Origin of the sequence: Flavobacterium sp. TSSA_36 (genome assembly GCF_051547165.1) — a bacterium.
Classification (GTDB): Bacteria; Bacteroidota; Bacteroidia; order Flavobacteriales; family Flavobacteriaceae; genus Flavobacterium.
In genome coordinates, this window is record NZ_JBPTTP010000006.1 from 15,651 (window position 1) to 38,387 (window position 22,737).

Genomic DNA, 22,737 nt, shown 5'->3' on the forward strand with positions numbered 1-22,737 from the left:
GTCATTTTTTTAACACCAAAAAATAATTATTTACTCAAAACCGCTTGAACATCATTAAAAATGAAAGAATTACGCTATCTAGATAAATACTTTTTAAAATACAAATACAGTTTTTCAATTGGTATTCTAATCACCATTATCGCTCAGTTTTTTTCCCTTTACACTCCAAAATTAATCAGTAGTTCTATTAGCGCTATTGAAAAATTTGACAAGCTATCCAGTGTTGAAAAATCATCTACCTTACTCATTAGCAATTTTAGAAACGAACTTACTCAAAACGTTTTATTAATTATTACTACCACAATTGTTGCCGGTTTTTTAACCTTTTTGATGCGTCAAACATTAATTGTAATGTCTCGTCACATTGAATTCGATCTAAAAAATGAGGTTTTCAAACAATACGAAAACTTATCCCAAAACTTCTACAAACAAAATCGTACCGGTGATTTAATGAATCGAATTAGCGAAGACGTTTCCAAAGTCCGCATGTATGTTGGCCCTGCGGTGATGTACTCCATCAACACTTTTATCCGATTTGCCATTGTAATCGCCTATATGTACAATGTCTCACCCCGACTCACCATTTATACTTTACTCCCCTTACCCTTGCTCTCTTATGCAATTTTTAAAATCAGTTCAAAAATCAACCAAAGAAGCACGATTTTCCAACAATATTTATCCAAAATTTCAAGCTTCACCCAAGAAATTTTTTCTGGAATAAGAGTAATCAAAGCCTATTCGTTAGAAAACCAACAACAAAATAATCTTATCCAACTGGCAGAAGAAAGCAAAAGTAAAAGTTTAAATTTAGCTCGAGTACAATCCCTATTTGGCCCCTTAATGCTAGCATTAATAGGTATTAGCAACCTAGTAGTTATCTATTTTGGAGGTATGCTTTACATTGACGGGAGCATTCAAAGCATCGGGACAATTGCTGAATTTATTCTATACGTAAACATGCTCACTTGGCCCGTCGCTTCATTAGGCTGGGTTTCCTCTATGGTACAAGAAGCCGAAGCTTCACAAAAAAGACTAAATGAATTCTTGAAAATTATTCCAGATATTCAAAATAAAAACATAAAAAAATCTACAATTGAAGGACAAATTACATTCAAAAATGTAAGCTATACTTATCAAGACACAAATATTCAAGCCTTAGAAGACATCTCATTTACAGTAAAAAAGGGAGAAACCTTGGCTATTCTAGGAAATACAGGGTCAGGAAAATCAACCCTATTAGCACTCATTTCCAGAATGTATGATGTAACCAATGGACAAATTAACATTGATGAAAATGAAATTAGCCAATTGAATCTTTACGATCTCAGAAACAGTATAGGAATCGTACCTCAAGACGCATTTTTATTCTCCGATAGCATTAAAAACAACATCAAATTTGGCAAAGAAGATGCTACAGATGAAGAAGTTTTCGAAGCTACCAAAAACGCCGTTGTTCATGACAACATCATCGCTTTCAACAAAGGTTACGAAACGATTTTAGGAGAAAGAGGCATCACACTATCTGGCGGACAAAAACAAAGAGTCTCCATTGCCAGAGCCATTATCAAAAACCCTCAAATTTTACTGTTTGACGATTGCCTATCTGCTGTTGACACCGAAACAGAAGAAACAATCTTGAATAATTTATTCGAAATCTGCAAAGACAAAACTACTATAATTGTCAGCCATAGGGTCTCCTCAGCCAAAAATGCAGATAAAATTATTATTTTAGAAAATGGAAAAATTATTCAGCAAGGCACTCATAATCAATTACTAAATCAAGAAGGATATTATTCAGAACTCTATTTAAAACAACTTTCGGAAAAAGAATTACTATAAATGTTGTTTTATCAATAATTTTTTATGATTTTTGATTGCTATTTATAAAAGGATCGAAAGAATTATGAGAGAAAATGACATGTTAGAAAAAGAAGAAATTTACTCCAAAGTGTTACGCGCTGGAAGAAGAACGTATTTCTTTGACGTTAGAGCCACCAAGGCTGATGATTATTACATTACCATTACGGAGAGCAAAAAATTCACCGAAGAAGATGGATCTTTTCACTTCAAAAAGCACAAAATTTATTTGTATAAAGAAGACTTTGCAGCATTTGAAGAAATTCTAAATGATATGACTTCTTATATTTTAAACAACAAAGGCGAAGAAGTAATTTCTGAAAGACACCAAAAGGATTTCAAAAGAGACTATGTAACGGAATCTTTAGAAAACGAAAACACTCCTAAAATATCGAGTTTTACAGACATCGATTTTGATGATATTTAAAAATCAAATTAGAAACTAACAAAATCCAAAAGTCATTAGATTTTTGGATTTTTTTTTTTGAAACAAAATCTACTGCATCCAGCAAAATCTCAATAGGCATATCACACCAAGACACCCTTCAAATCAAGATTAAATTCAAGCTAGCTATTCGCTTAAAAAAAAGTAGCCGCGAATTCCACCAATTATCATTAATTGCCATCGAAATCGAAATTGAATACCATCAATGCTATCAACTTTAATAATTTGTGTCATTAAAACATTTCGTAATTCGGGATTTATTACTGAATTCGTGGTATAAATTTTTAAATGCGAATGCCCTGAAAAAAAATTAAATCAAGACCAACACTTTAAACCATCTTTAAATTATTAAACGCTTTCCTAAAACTGATTCAAAAAAATTGCACCTCCTTTCACCAAACTACTTTATGAAATTCGCAAACCGTTAGCGACTTTAAAATCGGGAGCAAGTAAAACAACATCTCCTTTGCCACCAACTGCACCCAACACTAGACATTCACTCATAAATTTACCGATTTGTTTTTTTGGAAAATTGATCACTGCTATTATTTGCCTACCCACTAACTCTTCTTTTTGATAACGCATTGTAATTTGAGCCGAAGATTTTCGGATACCAATTTCAGCTCCGAAATCAAGAGTAAGTTGATACGCAGGGTTTCTCGCTTCGGGAAAATCGCGCACTTCCTGTATCGTAGCCACCCTCATTTCTACCCGTTCAAATTCTTGCCAACTCAATGACATTTGATTCTCTAAACTCATAGTTTTTAGTTTTTAACAATACTACAAAAAAAATCTCAAAGCACTATTACTTTGAGATTTCTTAATTTATAAACTGTACATTGAGTTTCTAGAAGATACTCATTGAAAACTTTTTATTTCACATCCATTAATTCAACATCAAAAATCAAAGTGGCATGTGGAGGGATTACTCCTCCTGCACCACTTGGTCCATAAGCCAAATCAGATGGAATCACAAAGCGAGCTTTGTCTCCCACTTGCAACAATGCAATACCTTCATCCCAACCTTCGATTACTTGGCCTTGCCCTAAACGGAATTCGATTGGTTTTTTTCGTGGATAAGAAGAATCAAATACTTTTCCATTCTCAAGAGAACCTTCGTAATGCACCGCCACTGTTTTTCCGTTTTCTGCTTTTTTACCATCCCCTCTTTGAATGAATTGGTAACGCAAGCCACTTTCGGTTTTTTCAAAACCTGCAGCTAATTGCTCCATTTTTGCTTCTGCTTCCGCTTTAAGTGCCGCCTCTTTTTTCATTCTCGCGCCTCTTAAACCTATAAAAGCTTCGATTGCATTCCAGTTTTGAGCCTCTTCCCCTACACGGATTATCTCCAAAGTTTCTAATTTATCTCCCTGAGCCACTGCATCTACAATCTCCTGCCCTTCGATAACATGTCCAAAAACAGTATGCTTATTATCTAACCAATTCGTTGGTACATGGGTAATAAAAAACTGAGAGCCATTAGTTCCTGGACCAGCATTTGCCATAGACAATACTCCAGGACGATCATGTTTTAATGAAGGATGGAATTCATCATCAAATTTATACCCAGGATCTCCAGTACCTGTTCCCTGAGGACATCCTCCCTGAATCATAAAATCTGGAATTACTCTATGAAAAGATAAACCATCATAATATTTTACTCCTTGTGGCTTTACTTTATTTTCCATGTTTCCCTCTGCCAAGGCTACAAAATTACCTACAGTTCCCGGAGTTAAATCGTGAGTTAATTTTACTAAAATCGTTCCCTTTGAAGTATTAAATTTAGCGTATATACCGTTTTCCATTCTTTATTTATTTTTTATTGAGCAGCAAATTTACAAAAATAAACTCGATATCAATTTCAACATATTCAAATTAATAATGCAAAAGCAACATTAAAGCGCTCTTCAATATACTACCAAAGCCTTTTTAAGTCTCCTAGTGAAACTCAAAAAGGCTCTGAGAGATCCTAAAAATATTTTCAATGATAAAAAACTAATTCCTTCTCAAATTTGCTCTATTGCCAGCAGCAGATCTTGCACTCGAATTCGCAGCTGGCCTTGTCATTGGACTAGCCGCAGGCCTAGCCGTCGGCCTAGTAACTGGGCGACTTGCAGGAACAGATGGTCGAGTAGTTGGAACACTTGGTCTGTTAGCAGGCACCGTTGGTCTTGAGGAATTTGTATTTTGATTTGATGGAACAGTTACAGGGCGGTTTCCATTGCTATTGGGAGAAACAGGACGATTAGGCAGTTTATTAGATGGCAAGGTAGAAGGGCGATTACCATTAGTATTTGGTGCCACAGGACGATTTGGATACTTATTGGCTGGCAATGTAGAGGGACGATTTCCTGATGGACGATTGGGCACATTGGGTCGAACCACTGGTGATGCAGGTTTTTTATAAACCCTACCGTTATAAGTGGAACGATACAAACCATTTACACGATTGTTAACAACAATAGGTGAATAGGATCTTCTATTGGAGTAATAAGTGCGGTAATAAGGCGTTCTGATCACCACCGTTCGATGGTAATAAAAATGATTTTGATAATGCCTGTGATATCCCCAATAACTATGATAGTACACCGGGCGCCATGGCCTCCAATAAGAAGGATAGTAACCCCAACGCCAAGGAGAATGCCAAGGTATAAACAAAGGAGAAAAAAGATACAGCACCACTGGCCAAGCACTTACTGTTGGACCTGAATCTGCATTATAATTATTAGTTGTATTGTTAATTATAGTGGTGCTATTTCCTGAATAGCCGGGATTAGGTGTGTCGACTCTTTTAGAAACGTCTTTGGGCTCAATGATATAATTTTTACCATACAATTCTTCATCCCCGATAATTTGCACAATAACTTCCCCCTTTTTATTTCTTTCCACCTCAATAACAGCAACATCTTGTTTTTGCGTTGCATTTATCGCTACTTGTAAAACGATAAAATGAGTATTGTCTTTTTTCTCACTAACCACTTGAATGTAATCAATGTTATTATCATTATTTAAGTCTAAATTATTGATTTTGCTTTCTTGATTATTGATCGCTGTTTCAAAATCCTCTAAGGTTTTTGACTTTTGAAAAACATCTAAGACAGCGTATAAATTAAGGTTATCACCAGGCAAATCCAATGCTTCTGGTTCATCATTGTACTGTCCATAAACCGAAAAACTGAGACTATTTATAAGAAAAAGCATCAATAATGTTAAAATTCGTTTCATTTTATATCAATTTTAAAATGTTTATTAATTACTAAGATAAGAAAAATAAAGAATGGTTTAATGCAAATAAAAACTTGACCAACAAATAATTGTTTTTTTTTGCAGAGACCTAAGTTCTTAAAAATTATCCTTCTATTGCAATTATAATTTGTATTACAATAATTCCGAAAACGAAACGCCTATCCCGAAAATAGTTTGCTTGTAGTTATGATCTATCATAGAATCTCCATAGCCATTAAAAAACTGAAAATGCCCCCTTAGGTTTCCTTTGATTGGAAACCCCCAATCCAATTGAATTTGTCCATTATTAAATGCTCCTGTTCGAAGGGAATGCTGGCCATGTACCGTAATTATATTCCTTTTTAACAAATAAACAAAAGTAGCATCTGCTCTTCCAGTGTAATCTTTTATATCAGGATTATCTTCTAGTTGAAAGGCATACCATGCTCTAACAATAAGACTCCAATTTTTTTCTTCAAAAGCAGCAAAACCTATCACTCTATTCCAGCTTCTAGAAAGTGTTTGCGTTCTTCCATTGGATTGATGATTAATAGAAACTCCAACCATTTTACCTTCCAAACCAAAAACTTTAAAATTTACTGGAAAATTTAAAATGAGTTCTGGCTCATAATTAGTTTCTCGAAATGGCCTTGAAAACTCATTATTATACACTTGAAAAAATGATTTTTGTGTATATCCTAACCACAAATCTGCTTTTTTGAACAAAATGTCTTGAGCTAATTTTATTTTGACACTCAATTGAAATTTGGTTTCAACATTATTCAACGTCACATATTTATCAACCACCACTTCAGTTCCAGAATTATACGGAAGTTCATTGGGTTTAGAAGAGTATCGAAATGGCAACAAATAAATAGGCTTATATTTAGTGAGCAAAAAAGTGCCGTTTTGCTTATCTCCTTCCAACTCCCATATTTGGGTGAGCGTTTGAAACTGACCCAACTTTGAAGTAATCAAATTAGATTGTGCCTTACTAGTTAAAACAAATAACACTACAAAACATAGAATAAAAACCGAAGTGTTATCCTTTTTTATCACATTTTTCATAAACAAACTTCTAATAATAATTAATGAATTTTCAGTTTTATACTCTCAATTAAAAAAAACTTTCAATTTTACTTTTTGAAAATCTCTATCAAAGCTTTCGTACCTAGCTTAACTCCTAAAGGAATTGCGTTCAAATCTACTTCAAAATTACTGTTATGATTAAAAAACGGAAACAGCTTGCCTTCTTTAATAGCCTTTTCTGACGCTTCTTTATTGGCAATACCAAACAACATATAGTCATAAACTGGTTTTGGATTGTGTATAACCAAATGATGAAATTCTTCGGAACCCATAACTGCATTGATATACTTGGTAACAAAAACTACACTAAGTTTACTTTTCCAATTGTAAACCTAATTTAACTAAACATACAACTGATGTACATCTAAAAGTTCTTTATCTCTGAATACTGACCATGTTTTATTGGTCAAAAAAGAATAAGTCCATCCATAAGGCTCATTTAGAAAAACAATGATTGGACCTACCCTAAACTTCTTTGTTCCAAGAAAATCATTTGTGGAACTTGGTACTAAAACAGCTATACTAACTCCCAAAACTACTGTGTTTACTAATTTTCTTGGCAAAAAAAAAAGCATTTCCTAATGCATCGCTCAATCCAGTTTGTGTCTGATTTGGCCCTGTTAAATCTTGCTGAGAAACTATTTGCAAAACCATACGACTAATTAAGTTTAGATTTTCGTTTAGGTTCATTGGAACCACTAGCTGAAAATTAGTATTTGATCTTTATCCATTCAAAGGCCTCAAACCAACATACAAATTACTTTGAAAAGAAGCACTAATCAAAGATGAAATTGGATTTTCTTATTTCGCAACAAGTTGTTGTAGTTCTTTCCTTGATGTTGATGAATCTTGAACATAACTTGAATAGAGAACAAAAACAATTTTTAGTAAATAATTCATTAAATTATTTATTTAACATTTTACTAGAAAATAGACTTTTAAGCAAATGTAAATTCTAATATTTTGAAATAAAACACATTAAACAAATATTAACAAGTGTTGATCTTAAAAAAAGTATTAAAGAAAAAATTAAAATTAAAACTTAATCCTAAATATTTAAAAAACTGACTATAAACCTACGTTTTGGGAGATATTACAATTGTCGTAATTCTATAATCATTTATACCTTAAATAAAACACAACAAAAATCAGTAAGTAGTCAATTAAACTATGGTTAAAAAAATACATTTTTATCTACTTAATTAACAGCTATTTATAATTTAGAACGTTAATATTTTTATCTTTATAAATATTAACACTTTAAAAAAACAATTTTATGGAAAAAATCATTCATGTAGTGTCCATTTTTTTAGGATTATTAGTCCTAAACGAAGTCTTCAGAAGGTCAAAATGGCTTTCATTAATTGTTTTTGTAGGTATTGCTGCTGTTTTAACTTTTACAATTTGGCCAACTGCCGCAGATCATCCAGATGCAACCATCAATACTTGGTTCCACACAGCCAAATTGTATTCAGCGATTGCAGGAGTTCTAATCTTTATTGTTATTAGGTACACAAAATTAGGAGAAAACAAAAACTTACTTATTTTTCCAGCACTAATCCTTGCAATAAACATATTAGAAGCCGTGATGAGAGATTTTGAGCTTGGCGGACAAAATGGTGGCATTTGGCATTACCTTAATGGTGTTGCAGGCTTATTATCTATTGTAACTATCTCGGGTTGGGTTGGAATCAATGTAACCAAAGACAACATAAAAGACATGATTTGGCCAGACATGCTTGTATTTTGGATCATTGCTTATGATATTTGGAATTTTGCTTACATCTATTTCTGTGTTCCTCAACATACTTTCTATAATGTAGCTGTATTGTTTTCTTGTACAGTTCCAGCCATATTTATCAAAAAAGGAACTTGGCTTCAAGCTCGAGCCATAACATTAAGTGCTTGGATGATGTATTTATTCACATTCAATTATTATGTTGACAATCCAAATACTTATATAATGCCAGAATATAATGAAACGATGTTACTCATTGTTGGTCTAATCAGTTTTGGTGCCAATGCTGCTTTTGCTTGGATACATTTCTCTAAAATGTTCAGAGAAAAACGTTTTGGTTTTGGTCAAGAAGTACATGTTAACTAATTAACACTAAAAGATAAAATAAAAAAAGAATATTCAAAATGAGTATTCTTTTTTTTCATAAATTTAGCTATCTAATTTTAACATAACGCATTAAATAAATTCGTATGAACAAAAAATTATTTTTTCTTGTTGCGTTTTGTTTTGTAATAACAACTGCTATTTCACAAATTGCTGTTTCATCTAGTCTCGAGGAGGCCATCAATAAAGCATTACTTAAAAGTAGTTCCTTAAAAAACAAAGAGCTTGAAATTGAAAAACTTACATTGCAAGAAAAAGGAATTTGGAATAAATATATTCCAACAGTGGAGGCCACAGCCTTGTATTCCTATTTTGATAATAAACTCACAGTAGATTTGCCAGCTACACAAATTCCGATAGTAAACTATCCAATTTTTGACGGCAAAACATCATTTAAAAATTACGGCAATTTGTTTAATGGTAGTGTGATGGCTAAAACTGTTTTATTCAGTGGATTCCAAATTCCAAATGCAGCAAAAGCCGTTAAAGAAAAAGCAATAGGGACAGCCTTTTTAAAAGATTCAGAAAAAGATGGCATCATAAAAGACGTCATCACAACTTTTGATCAATTATCGCTTTTACATTCTATCGAAAAACTTTTAAACGACAGTAACAGTAGGTTAAACATAGAAACCAAACGAGTTACTAAAGCCGTCGAACAAGGACTTGCTATTCCTTATGATCGCGATAAAATAAAATTAGCCTCATTAGAATTAGATTCAAAACGAATAGAGTTAAATGGAAAAAGACAACTTATTTACAAAAAATTGAATTATTTAACAGGTTATAGTAATACAGAAATAGATCAGGTGGTCTACAATTTAGAACCTTACATACTAAGCAATGAGAAATTAACCACTGAAAACAAGCAAGAAATAAAAGCACTAGAATCATTCAAGAATGCCTATGAATTTCTATTGAAAAAAGAAAAAGGGACATATTTGCCTACTTTAGCGGCTTTTGGAGGAGTTGCTTATTCTAGTTTATTTAATGCTCGTGCCACAACTCAAGTTATTACAGGAATTAACGAGGCTTTGTATTTAGGATTAAATGAACTTACAATTAGTGATAATTGGATTGTTGGAGCTGGTTTAAAATGGGAAATTTTTGCAGGATTTGAAAGAGAACACAAAATACATGAGGCTAAAATAAATATTGAACAAGTTCAAAATCAAATTGATGACACCAAAGAAAAATTAGAATTGTTATTAGAAAACAATTATATCAACTATACTGTTTTAAATCAAAAAATTGCAATTACTTCACAGCAAGAAAAGATTGCTACTAATAATTTAAATCTAGCGGTAAAACAATATAAAGAAGGTCTAATTTCGATTTCAGAACGCTTAGAAGCAGAAAATGATCTTTTCAAAAATGCTGTTTTAAAAGTAAATGCCATCATAGAGCAACGTCTATCTGTAATTGAAACCATCATCGCTACAGGTGAACTATCTTCAAAACTAAAAAAATAATTTTTACTTATTGGCAAATAATTCAGCCACTGTTAAATCAAAAAAAGACTATCATGAAAAAAACGATTGTATTCCTTTCTTTAATTATAATGCTTTTTAGCTGTAAAAAAGCTGAAAATAGAAGCCTTATGCAAGGTAAAGTTGAAAACGAACAAATTGCAATAGTCAGTAAAGTTCCGGGTAAAATTGTACAATTACTGGTAAAAGAAGGTGACTTTGTAACTAAAGGAGATACTTTAGCAATTTTAGACATTCCTGAAGTCGATGCAAAGAAAAGCCAAGCTGAAGGCACTGTTGTAAGTGCTAAAGCACAATATTCAATGGCCTTAAAAGGAGCTACAGACAACCAAATAAAACAACTAGAGGCAAAAAAATCAGGATTAAAAGAGCAATATGAATTTGCACAAAAATCAATTAAACGATTAGGAAATATGCTTAAAGACTCGCTTGTATCTCAGCAAATGTTTGACGAAACTTTTGCAAAATATCAAGGAGCACAAGCACAATACAACGCCGTATTGGCGGAATTAGATGAAGCCAAAAAAGGAGCCAGAATAGAACAACAAACTATGGCCTTAGGACAACAAGAGAGAGCCTATGGAGCCCTACAAGAAGTAGAAACCGCAAATAAAGAACGATTTGTAATAGCTCCACAAGATATGAGTATCGAAACCATAACTTTAAATTTGGGTGAATTAGCTTTGCCAGGATACACTCTTTTTAATGGTTATATCAATAATAGTACCTATTTCAGATTCACACTACAAGAGAGTCAACTTAAAGGATTCAAAAAAGGACAAGAGATTACCATTAGTATCCCCAACTCCGATAAAAAGGTAAAGGGAAAAATATCATTAATAAAGCAACTTGGAGCTTACGGAAATATAGCTACTGCATATCCTGATTATGAACTACAAGAAAGCTTGTATGAAGTAAGAGTTTCTCCTATAGATTATAATGAAACTAAGGACTTAATTACAAAAACTACTGTAACTTTAGCTTTATAAATATGCGAAATTTCTTTCATTTATTAAAAAGAGAGTTCCAACTCTTTTGGCAAAATAAAATATTACGCATGCTCTTTATAGGTGCTCCTTTATTGTACGCAATATTATTAGGCTACGTATACAGCAAAGGAAAGGCTACTGATTTAGCTATCGTTGTAGTAGATTTGGATCAATCCGAAATGAGTGCCAAAGCTATTGAAATGTTTAATGATGACGAAGTTTTAACCATTAAAGCTGTGTTGTACGACAAAAACAATCTTTCAAAAATTGCAGTTGATAATGGTGCAAATTGTGTTGTAATTATACCGAAAGACTTTCAAAAAGATGTGCTCACTAAGCGTTATCCAGAAATAATCACCTTTGTCAATACGGCCAACATATTAACGGCTAACTTTTCATCAAATGCCATTCAAGTTTGCTTAGGCACTTTAAAAGTTGGGGTACAATACGAAACGTTGAGAAAACAAGGCGTCCCAGAAAAACTATTAGCATCACAATACGAACCCTTTAAGACAACTTTTATTAAAAAATTTAATAGAAGTAGTAATTACCTATATTATTTATGGCCTGGAGTATTATCAGCAGTTTTGCAGCAAGTAATGCTTTTAGCCTTAGCGCTATCGTTTGCTTCAGAATTTGAGAATGGCACTTTCCGCATTCTAGTGGATCAATGCCCTTCCATCATCAAAATGATGAGCATAAAAATCATCCCTTATTTAATAATGAGTTTTGGTGTTTGGTTATTGTATTGGATGTTTACTTTTTACTTTAATATTCCCTTTTTTGAAAATTTATGGGAACTCACATTTGTGGCAGGAGTATTTGTTATATCCGTATCGTTTATTGGTATATTAGTCAGTATTTTAATTCCAAGTCAATTAAAAGCAACAGAAATCTTAATGGTTATAGCTACTCCAAGTTTTATTTTGAGTGGATTTAGCTGGCCTTTAAGTCAAATGCCGGGGTGGATTCAAGGAATCGCTAATGTAATCCCGCTCACTCATTTCTTAAATGCATTCCGAATCTTAATAATCGAAAATGGAACACTAGGCCAAACTTATGCTTCTATCAAAGGCATGATTATTATTGGCGCGGTTTGTGCCATATTGGCTTTTATTGCTTTGTATTTTAAACGTAAAGAAGTTTTAAAAACGCAATTATAAACAAAAGACAAGTGAATGAACACTTGCCTTTTATATTATTTTAGAAAAAGTAACCTATTTCTTTTCGATTTCTCGCATGCTATCCATTTTCTTATGAGCAAGGAAACCTTTGATGTCTTCAAAATGTTCTACCACACGTTTGTTTCCAAACTCAAAAACTTTTGTTGCCAATCCGTCAAGGAAATCCCTATCGTGCGAAACTAGAATTAAAGTTCCGTCAAAATCACGCAACGCATCTTTAATAATATCTTTAGTTTTCATATCCAAGTGATTGGACGGCTCATCCAGAATCAAAAGATTTACGGGTTCTAATAACAATTTAATCATGGCCAAACGCGTTTTTTCTCCACCTGAAAGCACTTTTACTTTCTTTTGAATATCATCTCCTTGAAACATAAACGCTCCAAGAATATTTTTTATTTGCGTTCGAACATCGCCAACAGCTATTCTGTCAATGGTATCAAATATGGTTGCGTTTTCATCCAACATTGCTGCCTGATTTTGAGCAAAATAACCAATTTGTGCATTGTGACCAACTTCTACAGAACCTCCATTGATTTCAATTTCCTTCATAATGGCTTTAATCATGGTGGATTTACCTTCCCCATTTTTACCAACGAAAGCTACTTTTTGACCGCGCTCAATTACTAAATTGGCATCTTTAAAAATCAATTTATCACCATACGCTTTTTCCAAATCTTTAACAATAACAGGATATTGACCCGAACGAGCCGATGGTGGAAATTTCAATTTTAAAGCCGAAGTATCAATTTCATCCACTTCGATCGGAACAATTTTTTCTAGCATTCTTACACGTGATTGCACAGCATCAGTTTTAGAAAAAGTACCACGAAAACGCTCTATAAACGCTTGATTATCGGCGATAAATTTTTGTTGCTCATCATAAGCTTTTTGCTGATGAACGCGTCTGTCTTTACGTAATTCTAAATAGTGAGAATATTTGGCTTTGTAGTCATAAATTCTTCCCATTGTTACTTCGATAGTTCGGTTTGTAATATTATCAACAAAAGCTCTATCGTGAGAAATTACCATAACGGCTTTGGCTTGATTGATTAAAAAGTCTTCTAACCATTCAATACTATCCATATCCAAGTGATTGGTTGGCTCATCGAGTAGAATTAAATCAGGTTTTGTCAAAAGGATTTTTGCCAATTCAATTCGCATTCTCCAACCTCCAGAAAATTCTTTGGTGGGTCGATTGAAATCTTCTCTTTCAAAACCTAAACCTTTTAATATTTTCTCAACTTCAGCTTCATAATTAACCTCTTCTATAGAATAATATTTTTCAGACAGTTCAGAAACTCTTTCAATCAATTTCATATACGCATCACTTTCATAATCCGTACGAATAGTCAATTGCTCATTGATTTCGTCAATTTCTTTTTTCATATTCAAAACACCCGCAAAAGCTTTGGATGTTTCTTCCATAACGGTACAATTATCTTCCGTCAATAAATGCTGTGGCAAATAAGCTACCACCGCATCACTTGGAGCCGAAATTACACCACGAGTAGGTTTGTTTGCACCAGCAACTATCTTTAACAAAGTAGATTTTCCCGCTCCATTTTTACCCATAAGGGCAATTTTATCGGTTTCATTGATAGCAAAGGTAACTTCGCTAAAGAGCGTTGTGCCACCAAATTCAACGGCAATATCGTTTACTGTAATCATTAATTTAAAAATAAAAGGTTAGAGGTTAAAAATCAGATGATTTCGAACGCCAAAATTTTGAAGGTGCAAAGATAGTTTAAATAAAGAATTGCGCAATTGGTAACCCCATTAACTACAAAAAAAATGCCTCTCCAAAACAGAAGAGGCATTTTCTATAAATAACTGAAGCACCAACTATTCTTTGCGATATTTTTTTGTAACTTCAAAAACGTGCTCTAAAATTGCTGCTTCTTTTTCATCAAAAACAATATTTCTTCGAGACATCACCAATTTAGCAGTTTCAAAAGCTTTTTTGGTTAAGTAAGTGGTAAATCCTGAAGCACCTCCCCATGAAAAACTTGGCACAAAATTTCTAGGAAAACCACTGCCAAAGATATTAGCACTCACTCCTACTACAGTTCCAGTATTAAACATGGTATTGATACCGCATTTACTGTGGTCCCCCATCATTAAACCACAAAACTGAAGTCGGGTTTTCGCAAAACCCTCAGTTTCATAGCTCCACAAACGTACTTCTTCATAGTTATTTTTAAGGTTTGAATTGTTACTATCCGCTCCAATATTACACCATTCACCCACCACTGAATCACCTAAAAACCCTTCGTGTCCTTTATTAGCATTAGCAAAAAGCACTGAATTCTTTACTTCTCCCCCTATTCTTGAACCCGGACCAACTGTTGTCGCGCCATACACTTTAGCCCCCATTTTTACTTGAGCATTCTCACATAAAGCAAAAGGACCTCTAATAACTGAACCCTCCATAATTTCTGCATTTTTTCCAATATAAATTGGTCCTAATGTAGCGTTTAGGGTTACAAATTCCAATTGGGCACCTTCTTCAATAAATACATTTTCAGGAGCAATCACATTCACACTTTTAGGAATGAGTTGCGATCTTCTATCCTGAGTTAAACAATCAAAATCTTCCCGAATTGCAGCATCATTTTTAGAAAAAATATCCCAAGTATTTTCAATTGTAATACAGTCGTCGTTGTATTCTATAATCTCATACGTATCAAAATCAACTTCTTCTTGGTTTTCAGAAGTATAAAAAGCGATGATCTCGTCTCTTTTGAAAATAGCTTGATTGGGTTCTAAATTACTCACCAATTCCGCTAAAATCGCATTCGGCAAGAAAGAGGCATTAATCATAACATTACCCTCTAATTCAACCATTGGATATTTATCCGACAAGTATTCTTCCGTTAGAGTCGTGGTAGTAGACCCTAGATGTAATTCCCATTTTTGTCGAATGGTCATAATTCCTACCAAAATATCAGCGACAGGACGGGTAAAAGTAAACGGTAACAAAGCATTTCGAGCAGGACCGTCAAAAAGAATGTAATTCATAAAAAATTGATTTGGCTATTGTTTCTTTTTCGATTTGGTTATCACCTACAAAGTTACTTTATTTTATGGTACAATTTCAACTCAAGCCCTGAGTAATCACTACCCAACAAAAAAAGCCTCTCTAAAAAGAAAGGCTTCATTGTATTTGAAAAACGAGTTAAAATTATTTAACGTGTTTTGCGTATTTTGTTTTGAATTTATCAATACGTCCTGCAGTATCGATAAGTTTAGATTTACCTGTGTAAAAAGGGTGAGAAGTTCTAGAAATCTCCATTTTTACTACTGGATATTCAACACCTTCGTGAATAATTGTTTCTTTTGTGTCTGCAGTAGATTTAGTAATAAAAACATCGTCATTTGACATGTCTTTGAAAGCAACTAATCTGTAATTCTCTGGGTGAATACCTTTTTTCATCTTAAATCTTTTTTTATTAGTTCAATTATAATTTGTTTTGCAGCTTTTCTTCTGAATGAAAAGGTATAAACATCTTATAACTTTTTATTTATACTGTTATTTTTGAGTGTGCAAATTTACACTTATTTTTAGAAATACAAACCTTTGTTGCTTTTTTTTTGTGTTTACCTAAAAAACATTTTGTTCTACTCCTAATAAATGCAGAATTGTTATATTTGTAGATTAATTTAAAACCTAACCAATATGATTAACGAAACTATAAAAAAAAATGGGGTTACCTTTGGTATAATTAGCGGAATCATTTCCTGTTTAATTACGGCTACCATATATGCAATTGATTTAAATCTATTCCTTAATTCTTGGATTTTCATCATCATCATTTCATCTTCTCTTGTACTTTCAATCGTATTACTCTCAAAAACTAAAAAAGAAATTCAGACTGATTTTTCTTTTAAGGATGCTTTTACAACTTACTTTATTTATGCTGTTGTCGGGATTTTAATTGCAACAGTTTTCAATATAATTCTATGGAATTTTATTGACCCGTCTGCTAAAGAATCTTTAGAAGAAATGACTATAAAATACACCGTTTCTATGATGCAGAAATTCAACGCACCTTCCGCTGCCATCAACGAAGCCATTAAAGGAATGAAAGAAAATAGCCCTTATGACATAGCGGCACAATTAAAAGGCTTCTTTACTAATCTTGTTTTCAGCTCAATCTTTGGACTTATTATGGCTGCCTTTTTCAAAACTAGAAGATCTTCTCAAGAATAAAACAATTAAATGAATTTATCTATCCTAATCCCGCTTCTCAACGAAGAGGAATCCTTACAAGAATTGTACACTTGGATTCTAAAAGTGATGCAATCCAACAATTACTCCTATGAAATCCTTTTTTTGGATGACGGAAGCACCGACAATTCTTGGACTATTATTGAAAATTTTGCGTCAACAAATCCCAACGTAAAGGGGATTCGTTTCATGAAAAACTTTGGAAAATCACAAGCACTTCATGCTGGATTTGCTCAAGCCAAAGGTGATGTAATCATCACCATGGATGCCGATTTACAAGACAGTCCTGACGAAATTCCGGGATTATACAATAAGATTACCCAAGAAAAGTACGATTTAGTTTCAGGTTGGAAAAAGAAACGCTACGACTCGGTGGTGGCCAAAAACATCCCTTCTAAATTATTCAATTGGGCAGCGAGAAAAACCTCAGGCGTTGAACTTAATGATTTCAACTGCGGACTCAAAGCTTATAAAAATGTAGTTGTAAAAAATATAGAAGTATCAGGTGAGATGCACCGTTATATCCCTGTTTTAGCTAAAAATGCTGGATTTGGAAAAATAGGTGAACAAGTAGTACAACACCAAGCCAGAAAGTACGGAGAAACAAAATTTGGAATGGATCGTTTCATTAATGGTTTTTTGGATTTAATAACCATTTGGTTTTTATCCCGTTTTGGCAAAAGACCCATGCATCTTTTTGGCGCAATTGGTTCATTGATGTTTATTATCGGTTTTATGGCAGCAGCCTACATTGGAGTTTCTAAACTGTATCACATGTACAACGATATGAAATACATTTTAGTCACTAACAATCCGTGGTTTTATATTGCATTAACGACCATGATTTTGGGTACTCAATTGTTTTTAGCAGGTTTTCTGGGCGAAATTATCCTTAGAACAAAAAACAATGAAACTCGATATAAAATCGCGAATCAACTCAATTTATAATACCAACTCATTAAAAATTTAAACATAATTTATTGTTTCATATAAAATCAATATAAAATGAACATTCCTCAAAACATCCTAGACGCCTTGAATGTATGGCTTACGCCAACATTTGACACCGCCACACAAAAGGCCGTAAAAGAATTGATGACCACCGCACCAAAAGACTTAGAAGAAAGTTTTTACAAGAATTTAGAATTTGGAACAGGAGGAATGCGTGGTGTTATGGGCGTGGGCGATAACAGAATCAACAAATATACCTTAGGAAAAAGCACACAAGGATTATCTAATTACTTGAAAAGCGTTTTTCCAGGAGAATCTATAAAAGCAGCCATTGCATTTGACTGTCGTCACAACAGTAAAACATTGGCCAAAATAGTGGCTGATGTGTTTTCGGCTAACGGAATTGAGGTGTTTCTTTTTTCAGATTTACGCCCTACACCAGAATTGTCTTTTGCCTTAAAACATTTGAACTGTCATTGCGGAATTGTACTAACCGCCTCTCATAATCCTCCAGAATACAACGGTTACAAAGTATATTGGCAAGACGGTGGACAAATCGTTCCTCCACAAGACGGAGCGATTATTGATGCTATTGAAAACCTTAAATACGATGAAATTAATTTTACGGCGAACGAAGATTTGATTCATTTTATTGATACCGAAATAGACCAAGCGTTCATTCAATCTTCTATCGAAAACGCTAGTTTTAATACTCCTACTGCTGCCAAAGAAAATTTAAATATCGTTTTTACCTCTTTGCACGGAACTTCTATAACGGTTATTCCTGAAACGCTGTCCAAAGCAGGATATTCTAACGTTCAAATTGTTGAAGAGCAAGCTGTACCAAACGGCGATTTCCCAACAGTAAAATCTCCAAATCCAGAAGAGCCGGAAGCGTTAACCATGGCTTTGGCTTTGGCGGAAAAAACGAATGCGGATATCGTAATTGGAACTGATCCTGATTGTGATCGCCTTGGCGTTGCTGTTCGTGATAACGAAGGAAAAATGGTATTGCTTAACGGCAATCAAACCATGATTTTAATGACCGCTTTTTTATTGAAAAAATGGAAACAAGCTGGGAAAATTAACGGCAAACAATTCGTAGGCTCTACCATTGTTTCTACACCTATGATGATGGAATTAGCGACTGCTTATGATGTAGAGTGCAAAGTAGGCCTAACAGGATTTAAATGGATTGCCAAAATGATTAAAGACTTTCCTGAGTTGGAATTTATTGGCGGTGGAGAGGAAAGTTTTGGGTTCATGGTCGGCGACGCTGTAAGAGATAAAGATGCTGTGGCTGCCACGCTACTAATTTGCGAAGTGGCTGCTCAGGCTAAAGCCAAAGGAAGTACTGTGTATAAAGAATTAATCGAACTTTATGTGGATCACGGTTTTTACAAAGAACATTTGGTTTCGCTAACCAAAAAAGGAATGGATGGCTTACAAGCTATTACTCAAATGATGATTGATTTGCGCGAAAATCCTTTAAAAGAAATCAATGGCCAACGCGTGATTATGGTGGAAGATTACCAATCCTCTATTGCCAAAAATTTGTTGTCAGGCGAAGAATTGAGTATGGATATTCCAAAATCGAATGTCCTTATTTATTACACAGAAGATGGTTCAAAAATTTGCGCAAGACCAAGCGGTACCGAACCTAAAATTAAATTTTATATTAGTGTCAATACCGAACTTGAAGCAATAGCTGATTTTGAAACTGTAGAAAACATATTAGATCAAAAAATAAAAAATATCATTGCAGCTATGCAATTGAACTAATGGATAAAAATTTAATAAAACTAATTCCTTATACAAAAAAATATCAATCACACATCCTTTGGAATGTGATTCATAACATTTTGTATGCCTTATTTAGCACTATCTCAATGCTTACTTTATTACCAATGATTGAAGTATTGTTTGGTAAAAACAAAGTAATAGAAAAAGCACCTGTTTATAATGGCATAGAAAACATCATGCACTATGGAAAAGACTTGTTATATTACCAAATTTCAATAATAACAAAAGGAAGCGGTCCACAATTTGCGCTATTATTAGTAGTAGCTTTAGTAATCACTACCTTTTTATTAAAGAACGTTTTTAATTACTTAGCTTCCTATCACATCATGCACCTCAAAAACGGGGTATTAAAAGATTTGAGAAAAAAAATGTTCGATAAAATAATCGAATTGCCCATTTCTTATTATTCTGAAAAAAGAAAAGGTGATGTAATGGCGCGAATGCTTGGCGATGTAAATGAAGTACAAAATTCTTTTTTTTCAATTTTAGAACTTGTTGTTAAAGAACCACTAACCATTGTTTTTGCCTTAATAACCATGTTCGCCATTAGCTCAAAACTAACCTTTTTTGTTTTAGTTTTTATTCCACTCTCTGGCTTAATCATTTCAAAAATTGGTAAAAATCTTAAATCAAAATCTTTAAAAGCGCAGAATGAAAGTGGATTGCTCATTTCCATCGTTGAAGAAAGCCTAGGAGGATTGAAAGTTGTAAAAAGCTATAATGCCGAAAACACTTTTAAAAACAAATTCAACGATTCCATCACTAGATTATTACAATTATCTAACAGTATTGGAAACAAAAACAACCTTGCCTCCCCCTTAAGTGAGTTTATGGGTATTACTACTATTGCCGTTTTATTATGGTATGGCGGAAATTTAGTTTTAGTTGACAAGACTTTAGATGGATCTGCATTTATTGTCTATCTTACTTTGGCTTACAACATCCTAACACCTGCAAAAGCAATTTCTAAAGCATCGTATTCGGTAAAAAATGGTTTAGCCGCAGCGCAACGGGTTTTTGAAGTTTTAGAAGTTAAGAACGAAATAACCTCAAAAGACAATGCCGTAACAAAAACAGCCTTTGAAGACAAGATTATTTTACAAAACATCAACTTTAGATATGAAGAAGAAAATGTATTAAAAAACTTTTCTCTTGAGATAAAAAAAGGACAAACCGTAGCTTTAGTAGGACAATCAGGAAGCGGAAAAAGCACCATCGCCAATTTATTAACGCGATTTTACGACGTGAACGAAGGAATTATTTCGATAGACAATCACGATATTAAAAATTTGAATTTACACTCATTAAGAAGCTTAATAGGACTAGTAACACAAGACAGTATTTTATTTAACGACACTATTAAGGAAAACATTGCACTTGGCAAACCTGACGCCACCGATGAAGAAATCATTGAAGCTTTAAAAGTAGCTAATGCTTATGAATTTGTTTCGACGCTTCCTAAAGGCATTTACACTAATATAGGCGACAGTGGAAACAAACTGTCAGGAGGTCAAAAACAGCGTTTGTCTATTGCTAGAGCAGTACTCAAAAACCCACCAATCATGATTTTAGACGAAGCAACTTCTGCTTTGGATACTGAAAGTGAAAAATTTGTGCAAGTAGCACTTGAAAACATGATGCAAAACCGCACTTCTATTGTGATTGCGCATCGCCTTTCCACCATTCAAAAAGCAGACATAATTGTGGTGATGAAAAAAGGTAAAATAGTCGAACAAGGAACACATGAAGAATTGATCACTATGAAGGGTACTTATAACAAATTAGTAACCATGCAATCCCTTGAATAGTCTGAAATGATTTGTATCTTTAAAGAAGATTATTTTCTTTTTAAATTTTACAAATGTATCTAGACAACCCCAATATAAAACTTCCCGAAGCCCCTGAAACTATTGTCTGGAAATACCTAGACCTGTCTAAATTTTTAGATTTATTATTATCTCAAAAATTATTCATGTCTAGGTCAGACAAATTTGAAGATCAATATGAAGGCACATTTAGCGAGCCCACTTATGAAGAAATCAAGAAACTCTCTAAAGACAATCCTGATTTTTTAAAATACTACAAAACTCATCGCGAACAAGTAGCCATAAGTAGCTGGCATATTAACGAATATGAATCCTTTGCAATGTGGCAAATTTTCACTCAAAACAGTGAAGGTTTAGCAATACAATCCACCATCAAAAGACTACAAAAAGCCTTAGCGCCAGAAGATCATTTTAAACAATATATTGGAGAAGTAAATTATATCGACTACAAAAAGGAATACATTCCCTTTGACGACTTATTTTTTCCTTTTCTATATAAAAGAAAAAGTTTTCAATATGAACGAGAAGTTCGTATTATCAGCGATGTTACTGAAAACAATTTAAAATTGAATGATGGCTTAAAAATAAATGTGGATATCAATCAATTAATTGAGAAAATTTACATTCATCCCAAGTCCGAAAACTGGTATAAAAATTTAGTCATTCAATTAGTTTCTCAGTTAGGATTTGATATTGAAATAGAAAAATCTGATTTAGAAAGTGATATTTTAATCTAAACTATATTGGAGCATATCGAATCACTTCCCAATGTTTCTTACTCAAATCGATATAATTATAATGAACTACATCTTTCTCATCAAATTGCCCGTTTTTATTGGTATCTTCAATGGTTCTAAAATACAATCTGCTAGTGGATTCAATTACATTCCAATCAATCAATTCTTCTAAATCAGTAGAAATTTTAGTAAATTTTTTTCCGTTACTAAGACTTAAATAAAGCGTATTGATATCATTCGTATCTAGTTTTCCGTCTTTATTTGTATCCGCATCTACCATGGTGTATACCATAATTTGCTTTTGGATTCGATCAGCCACCGGCTTTAAGTAAGTCGCTGTTTCAATCAAAATAGGCTCATTGGATAATGCGTGTATCGAATCAGAATCAATTTTTTGAAATTTTAAATTTTGTAAAAAACCAGTGATTTCATTTTGAGCTACATTGCTAATTGTAAAACTAGCATCATTAACCGCCGAAGAACCATACTTTGATTTTAATCCTTTTTCATAAATTCGTAAATCTCCTATTGGATGAATCAAATACTCAGTTCCTTCCATTTGTATAGGCAAATCAGCAATAGCCACTTTGGAAGAGTCCCGTTTTGGCATTGAAGCTGTTTTTGGCGTTTTATCATAGATCACCTTCGGACTTTCTACTTCTTTTTGACAACTAGTCATAAAAAGTATTCCCAAAACCAAACCGACGATTGTATTGTTTTTCATGCTTGACATATTTATTCAAAAGTAATCAATTCTATCAAATCCCTTCCTACTCTTCTGCAAAATC

At 33.4% G+C, this 22,737-nt stretch carries 21 protein-coding genes; 11 read left to right on the forward strand and 10 right to left on the reverse strand.

Annotated features, from left to right (window positions below; translation table 11 throughout):
• Positions 1-60: 60 nt before the first annotated feature.
• Both ACSVH7_RS11825 and ACSVH7_RS11830 read left to right on the forward strand, forming a co-directional pair.
• Positions 61-1,839 (forward strand): ABC transporter ATP-binding protein, encoded by a 1,779-nt coding sequence (locus ACSVH7_RS11825; protein WP_438066904.1) that lies wholly within the window; start codon positions 61-63, stop codon positions 1,837-1,839.
• 64 nt (positions 1,840-1,903) lie between these two features.
• Positions 1,904-2,284, forward strand: a complete 381-nt coding sequence (locus tag ACSVH7_RS11830) for a PUR family DNA/RNA-binding protein (protein WP_438066905.1) — start codon at positions 1,904-1,906, stop codon at positions 2,282-2,284.
• Between the two features lie 423 nt (positions 2,285-2,707).
• Here ACSVH7_RS11830 and ACSVH7_RS11835 read toward each other — a convergent pair whose 3' ends face one another.
• From ACSVH7_RS11835 to ACSVH7_RS11860, 6 genes are all read right to left on the reverse strand, one after another.
• Positions 2,708-3,043, reverse strand: coding sequence for a tRNA-binding protein (locus tag ACSVH7_RS11835; RefSeq protein WP_438067087.1), 336 nt, complete (start codon positions 3,041-3,043; stop codon positions 2,708-2,710).
• A 131-nt stretch (positions 3,044-3,174) separates the two neighbouring features.
• Positions 3,175-4,107: a peptidylprolyl isomerase gene (locus ACSVH7_RS11840; protein WP_438066906.1), complete on the reverse strand. Its 933-nt coding sequence runs from the start codon at positions 4,105-4,107 to the stop codon at positions 3,175-3,177.
• 190 nt (positions 4,108-4,297) lie between these two features.
• A complete protein-coding gene (locus ACSVH7_RS11845; protein WP_438066907.1) occupies positions 4,298-5,527 on the reverse strand; it encodes a hypothetical protein in 1,230 nt (409 codons plus the stop codon).
• A gap of 153 nt (positions 5,528-5,680) precedes the next feature.
• Entirely contained in the window at positions 5,681-6,595 is a 915-nt protein-coding gene (locus ACSVH7_RS11850) for a phospholipase A (RefSeq protein WP_438066908.1), read from the reverse strand.
• Positions 6,596-6,663: 68 nt separating this feature from the next.
• Positions 6,664-6,888 (reverse strand): hypothetical protein, encoded by a 225-nt coding sequence (locus ACSVH7_RS11855; protein ID WP_438066909.1) that lies wholly within the window; start codon positions 6,886-6,888, stop codon positions 6,664-6,666.
• Positions 6,889-6,957: 69 nt separating this feature from the next.
• On the reverse strand, positions 6,958-7,149 hold the full coding sequence (locus ACSVH7_RS11860; RefSeq protein WP_438066910.1) for a hypothetical protein: 192 nt from the start codon (positions 7,147-7,149) through the stop codon (positions 6,958-6,960).
• A 743-nt stretch (positions 7,150-7,892) separates the two neighbouring features.
• Between ACSVH7_RS11860 and ACSVH7_RS11865 the strand changes: the two genes are divergently transcribed.
• The 4 genes from ACSVH7_RS11865 to ACSVH7_RS11880 all read left to right on the forward strand — a co-directional run bounded on the left by ACSVH7_RS11865 (position 7,893) and on the right by ACSVH7_RS11880 (position 12,380).
• Positions 7,893-8,720: a DUF5692 family protein gene (locus ACSVH7_RS11865; protein WP_438066911.1), complete on the forward strand. Its 828-nt coding sequence runs from the start codon at positions 7,893-7,895 to the stop codon at positions 8,718-8,720.
• A gap of 104 nt (positions 8,721-8,824) precedes the next feature.
• The gene (locus ACSVH7_RS11870) at positions 8,825-10,210 is read left to right on the forward strand and encodes a TolC family protein (protein ID WP_438066912.1); all 1,386 of its coding nucleotides are present in this window, start codon (positions 8,825-8,827) and stop codon (positions 10,208-10,210) included.
• Positions 10,211-10,263: 53 nt separating this feature from the next.
• The gene (locus ACSVH7_RS11875; RefSeq protein ID WP_438066913.1) at positions 10,264-11,217 is read left to right on the forward strand and encodes an HlyD family secretion protein; all 954 of its coding nucleotides are present in this window, start codon (positions 10,264-10,266) and stop codon (positions 11,215-11,217) included.
• Positions 11,218-11,285: 68 nt separating this feature from the next.
• Positions 11,286-12,380 carry an ABC transporter permease gene (locus tag ACSVH7_RS11880; RefSeq protein WP_438066914.1) on the forward strand — a complete coding sequence of 365 codons (1,095 nt, stop codon included), beginning with the start codon at positions 11,286-11,288 and terminating at the stop codon, positions 12,378-12,380.
• Between the two features lie 54 nt (positions 12,381-12,434).
• On the opposite strand, the gene ACSVH7_RS11885 is transcribed toward ACSVH7_RS11880, so the two are convergent.
• The 3 genes from ACSVH7_RS11885 to ACSVH7_RS11895 form a co-directional block, all read right to left on the reverse strand.
• Positions 12,435-14,072, reverse strand: a complete 1,638-nt coding sequence (locus ACSVH7_RS11885) for an ABC-F family ATP-binding cassette domain-containing protein (RefSeq protein ID WP_438066915.1) — start codon at positions 14,070-14,072, stop codon at positions 12,435-12,437.
• Positions 14,073-14,246: 174 nt separating this feature from the next.
• Positions 14,247-15,422 carry a GlmU family protein gene (locus tag ACSVH7_RS11890; RefSeq protein ID WP_438066916.1) on the reverse strand — a complete coding sequence of 392 codons (1,176 nt, stop codon included), beginning with the start codon at positions 15,420-15,422 and terminating at the stop codon, positions 14,247-14,249.
• A gap of 163 nt (positions 15,423-15,585) precedes the next feature.
• Positions 15,586-15,837: a type B 50S ribosomal protein L31 gene (locus ACSVH7_RS11895; RefSeq protein ID WP_315152961.1), complete on the reverse strand. Its 252-nt coding sequence runs from the start codon at positions 15,835-15,837 to the stop codon at positions 15,586-15,588.
• 243 nt (positions 15,838-16,080) lie between these two features.
• Between ACSVH7_RS11895 and ACSVH7_RS11900 the strand changes: the two genes are divergently transcribed.
• The 5 genes from ACSVH7_RS11900 to ACSVH7_RS11920 are packed head-to-tail and all read left to right on the forward strand — an operon-like array spanning position 16,081 to position 21,949.
• Positions 16,081-16,614 (forward strand): DUF4199 domain-containing protein, encoded by a 534-nt coding sequence (locus ACSVH7_RS11900; protein WP_438066917.1) that lies wholly within the window; start codon positions 16,081-16,083, stop codon positions 16,612-16,614.
• 9 nt (positions 16,615-16,623) lie between these two features.
• Complete coding sequence (locus ACSVH7_RS11905) at positions 16,624-17,580, forward strand: glycosyltransferase family 2 protein (RefSeq protein ID WP_438066918.1); 957 nt, start codon at positions 16,624-16,626, stop codon at positions 17,578-17,580.
• A 57-nt stretch (positions 17,581-17,637) separates the two neighbouring features.
• Positions 17,638-19,365: a phospho-sugar mutase gene (locus ACSVH7_RS11910; protein ID WP_438066919.1), complete on the forward strand. Its 1,728-nt coding sequence runs from the start codon at positions 17,638-17,640 to the stop codon at positions 19,363-19,365.
• Positions 19,365-21,194: an ABC transporter ATP-binding protein gene (locus ACSVH7_RS11915; protein ID WP_438066920.1), complete on the forward strand. Its 1,830-nt coding sequence runs from the start codon at positions 19,365-19,367 to the stop codon at positions 21,192-21,194. The genes ACSVH7_RS11910 and ACSVH7_RS11915 overlap by 1 nt, the downstream gene beginning before the upstream one ends.
• 53 nt (positions 21,195-21,247) lie before the next feature.
• A complete protein-coding gene (locus ACSVH7_RS11920; protein ID WP_438066921.1) occupies positions 21,248-21,949 on the forward strand; it encodes a hypothetical protein in 702 nt (233 codons plus the stop codon).
• Between the two features lies 1 nt (position 21,950).
• Here the strand turns inward: ACSVH7_RS11920 and ACSVH7_RS11925 are convergent, their stop codons facing one another.
• Positions 21,951-22,673: a hypothetical protein gene (locus ACSVH7_RS11925; protein ID WP_438066922.1), complete on the reverse strand. Its 723-nt coding sequence runs from the start codon at positions 22,671-22,673 to the stop codon at positions 21,951-21,953.
• Positions 22,674-22,737: the final 64 nt, after the last annotated feature.